At 48.7% G+C, this 4433-nt stretch carries 3 protein-coding genes; all 3 read left to right on the forward strand.

The genetic code is table 11. The features are described 5' to 3' along the window. Positions 1 to 173 precede the first annotated feature (173 nt). The 3 genes from C7A19_RS11025 to C7A19_RS11035 all read left to right on the forward strand — a co-directional run bounded on the left by C7A19_RS11025 (position 174) and on the right by C7A19_RS11035 (position 3897). Positions 174 to 1829 carry a LytS/YhcK type 5TM receptor domain-containing protein gene (locus C7A19_RS11025; RefSeq protein WP_116644891.1) on the forward strand — a complete coding sequence of 552 codons (1656 nt, stop codon included), beginning with the start codon at positions 174 to 176 and terminating at the stop codon, positions 1827 to 1829. Further along, positions 1826 to 2539, forward strand: coding sequence for a LytTR family DNA-binding domain-containing protein (locus C7A19_RS11030; protein WP_275937829.1), 714 nt, complete (start codon positions 1826 to 1828; stop codon positions 2537 to 2539). The genes C7A19_RS11025 and C7A19_RS11030 overlap by 4 nt, the downstream gene beginning before the upstream one ends. Before the next feature lie 131 nt (positions 2540 to 2670). Continuing rightward, entirely contained in the window at positions 2671 to 3897 is a 1227-nt protein-coding gene (locus tag C7A19_RS11035) for an OFA family MFS transporter (protein WP_116644890.1), read from the forward strand. Positions 3898 to 4433: the final 536 nt, after the last annotated feature.

The following is a 4433-nucleotide window of genomic DNA, read 5'->3' on the forward strand; positions in this document are numbered from 1 at the left end:
TCAAAAAGAACCCCGCCTAAAAAGGCGGGGTTCGTCAGCAATCTGAAACCGACGCCATCAAGGCGTCGGTTTTTTTCGGCTGCCTGTACACCATGATGCTTGCGCTAGGTCAGTATCGAACGCATGACGAAGGGTGTATACTGCCGCCTCTTTGCTCATTGCCTCGCTCGATTATGTACAACGACCAATTTTTAATGTTGCTGGCTGTGTTTGAACGCGCCGCCCTTCTCCTTATGGCGCTGTTTTGGCTCACTCGCACCCACCTGATCCAAACCATTGTGCAGAAAACCCAGCGCCATCCGATGGAAACGGCGCTGATTGCCGCTTTGTTTGTGTTGTTTGCATTGTTCAGCACCTACACAGGTGTCAATGTGGATGGATCACTGGTTAACGTGCGAATCATCGCCATCGTCGCTGGGGGCATTTTGTTTGGCCCTTGGGTAGGTGTGACAGCTGGCGTCGTCTCAGGTATTCACCGCTACCTGATTGATATTGATGGACCAACCTCACAAGCCTGTTTGATCGCCAGCATGATTGCTGGGTGCCTTTCTGCGCTGATCCACTATCGCGCCGATAAACAGCACTATGCCCGTTATGGCATTTTAGCGGGGATGATCTGTGAATCGCTGACCATGTTGCTGATTCTTTTACTGGCGAGTGACCAAGCTCTGGCTCAACACATTGTCGCGACCATTAGCTTTCCGATGATTGCGGGTACCGTCTGTATTGGCCTGATCATCCAACTGGTACAGTACATCGATGATGAAAAAGAACACCTCGCCGCCCAGCAAGCCAAACAAGCGCTGGATATCGCTAACCGTACGTTGCCTTACTTTCGACGCGGTGAAACACGAGGCTTAACCAAAGCGTGCAGTATTATTCGTAAAGACACCGGTGCCGATGCGGTTGCCATTACCGATACCGCCGATGTGTTGGCGTATGTTGGCATTGGTGAGGAGCAATATATTGATGCCCACCACCAAATTAGTCGCCTGACTCAGCAAGCGGTAAAAACCGGCGAACAAATCATCAGCAATGATCTCAACGTGCATGACTTTCGCTCTTTGTTGATCATTCCGCTTTGGGAAAATGGCGTCGTCACCGGGACTTTAAAGGTGTTTTATCGTCAACCTCACCGTATTCGTCGCCCAATGCAAGAAATGGCGATTGGTTTATCGCAATTGATTTCAACCCAGATGGAAGTGGCGCGGGTACAAAAACTTAAAGAAATGGCCAGTAGAGCCGAATTTTCCGCGCTACAAAGTAAAATTAACCCACATTTTTTGTTTAACGCCCTCAATGCGATCTCCAGCTTGATCCGGTTGCGTCCGGATGACGCCCGTGGCTTGATTGCCAATCTAGCCGACTTTATGCGTTACAATTTAGAGCGCACACAAGATCTCATCCCTGTTACGGATGCCATCAAGCAAGTCAAAGATTATGTGGCAATAGAGCAGGCTCGTTTTGGTGACAAACTTTCCGTTCACTTTGATATTGAAACGACCGACATTAATATTGCGCCTTTATTGATACAACCGCTGGTAGAAAATGCCATTCGCCACGGTTTTCAACCTTCTCGCCGTCCTTGTGATGTCACCATTGCAGTGCGGGCGATTAAACGCGGCGCAGAAATTAGCATCACAGATACAGGCGTCGGCATCGATCCAAATATCGTTAAACAGCTTTATCATGGCACCATCGACAGCCATCATATTGGATTGATGAATGTGCATCAGCGTTTAATCATGCTCCATGGTCAAGGCCTCACCGTCGAGCCACTTCACCCAGGAACGCGAGTATCATTTACAGTCGAAAACAAGGAGGCATAATGCGCGCTGTCATTGTTGAAGACGAATATCTTGCTCAAGAAGAGTTGAGATACCTCATTGAAAAGCACAGTGCTATTACTATCACCGAGAGTTTTGATGATGGGCTTGCAGCGCTAAAATACCTGCAGACCCATCCAGTGGACGTGCTGTTTTTAGATATCAATATCCCCTCGATTGATGGCATGTTACTCGCGCGGAGTTTACATGCCGATGCGCGCCCGCCTTTTGTGATTTTTACCACCGCTTACAAAGAGCATGCAGCAGATGCATTTGAACTTGAGGCATTTGATTACTTGCTTAAGCCGCTCAATGAAACGCGCGTGAAAGGCGTGCTCGACAAACTTGCTATCGCGGCAACGCCAACCGATATCATCACCGACCAACGCCATACCTTGCACTTGATGCGTGATAATCGGATCCGTATTACTGATACCGCCGACATTCTTTATGCCGCTGCTAACGAAAAGATCACCTTGGTGTATACGCCCGACGGTGAGTTCTATGTGCCCTATACCATCAGTGAGTTGATGGCACAATTGCCGGCTAACTTTTTCCGTTGCCACCGCTCTTATTGCATCAACTTAGATAAAATCACCGAAATTGAACCAGGCTTAAACAGCACCTATCACGTTTTCCTCCCCGGCCTTTCTGATCCTGTGTTGGTCAGTCGCGGTAATCTGAAAGCGTTTCGCGAACGGATGCAATTGTAATTCATGCCATCTCGCTGCAGTTCATGCCCGCTAACTGCAGCTCATTTTATCTTTTTCACCTACTCTTGATGTGGGGATTCAGGGTCGTATCTTGGGGGTGTTCTCAATAGATAAAACCCTGGAGCGTTACCATGAACGCACGTTTATCCCCCGGCATCAAAACCCTTATCGGCACCGTATTGGCCCAGTTTGCACTTGGCTCTGTGTATACGTGGAGCCTGTTTAATGCTCCCCTTGCAGCCCAGCTTGACGAGCCGGTCAGCCAAGTGGCCTTCACCTTTGGTATTATGACACTGGCATTGGCTCTGGCTTCTTCCGTCTCCGGCCATCTACAAGCACGATTCGGTGTCCGCCGTGTGACCATTGGCGCGGGAATACTGCTTGGCGGCAGTCTCGCGCTAACCTCTGTCGTCGGCCAACTATGGCTACTTTACCTCACCGCTGGCCTTCTAATTGGCTTAGCGGATGGTACTGGCTACCTCATGACGCTCTCCAATTGCGTACGCTTTTTTCCCAAAAACAAAGGGCTTGCCTCAGCCTGTGCCATTGGCGCTTATGGGTTAGGTAGCTTAGGTTTTAAATACATCAATCTATACTTTTTAGCCGCAGGCGGTGCAGCACTCAGCTTTCAAATGTGGGCGGTTCTGGCCTGTGTGATGGTCGTGATTGGCGGCGCACTGATGCACGATGCGCCACAGCAAAAAGCAGCTACAAACGCATCTGAGACCGATGCACCTGCCGATTACACGCTCTCTGAGTGTTTTAAAACGCCACAGTTTTGGCTGCTTGCCACAGTATTCATCACGATTTGTATGAGTGGGCTTTATGTCATTGGCGTCGCTAAAGATGTGGGTGAACTTTATGTCCACCTTGATGCGGCCACCGCTGCGGAATCGGTTGCCATTATCGCACTGGCAAATCTAGGCGGCCGTCTGGTGCTGGGTGTGCTGTCTGATCGAATGGCACGCAGCAAAGTGGTTGGCTTAGCGCTGTTGGTCTGCGCCGCCGGTGTCGGCATGCTCCGTTTTATGCCACTTGACCAATACAGTTTCTATCTATCAGTTGCTTGTGTCGCATTCAGCTTTGGTGGCGCAATTACGGTCTTCCCAACCTTAGTCAGCGACTATTTTGGTATGAATCACCTCAGCCAGAACTACGGATTTATTTATCTTGGCTTTGGTGTGGGCAGCTTTATGGGCTCTGTAATTGCAGCGCTATTTGGCGGTTTTGTTGCCGCGTTCAGTGTCATGCTGATGATGATCGCGCTCTCGTTATGCATTGCCTTTACTATCCAAGCACCGAAGCGTGATGATCAACCAGTCAATCACAGCTGGCAGCTTGAATCGTCAACCCATTAAGCTCTCGCCATCTCGGCACTTTACCTCGCTCTGAACGCTTTCCGTGAATCAGGGCGAGGTATTTATCTCTCAAATCCTTATTCTTATCTCCCCACGACCTTCCCTTATTCAGATAAGATCAAAGTGTGACAACGTCACTGATAGATGTTCATTTACACTGTAAAGTCCAAGAGTGTGGCCGATATCTCCTTGCTTTATTGATCATTGTCAGCGCCGATGTAAAAATGACCCACTGACGTCGATTTAAAATTGACCCACCTGAGCCAAACTATCCTGACACCGGGGGCTATAGTTTCGCTATTACTCAGTGCTCAATCCAATGGTTCGTATCATTAACTTTTTCTTAATTGAAGTGAGTTATTGAACGCTATACTACTCAGCCGCGTTCTCTCCTTCCTGATGATAAACCAGGGCGAGATCGCGAACGTTTTTTGACCAAAAAAGGATCGGTTTGACGATCACCTTTGGCTGTGATCATATAGGCCGATTCTAAAATAGTTCGGGATAGATACCGTGGATATCGATACATTTAAAGA

It is taken from the genome of Salinivibrio sp. HTSP, from assembly GCF_003390965.1.
Classification (GTDB): Bacteria; Pseudomonadota; Gammaproteobacteria; order Enterobacterales; family Vibrionaceae; genus Salinivibrio; species Salinivibrio kushneri.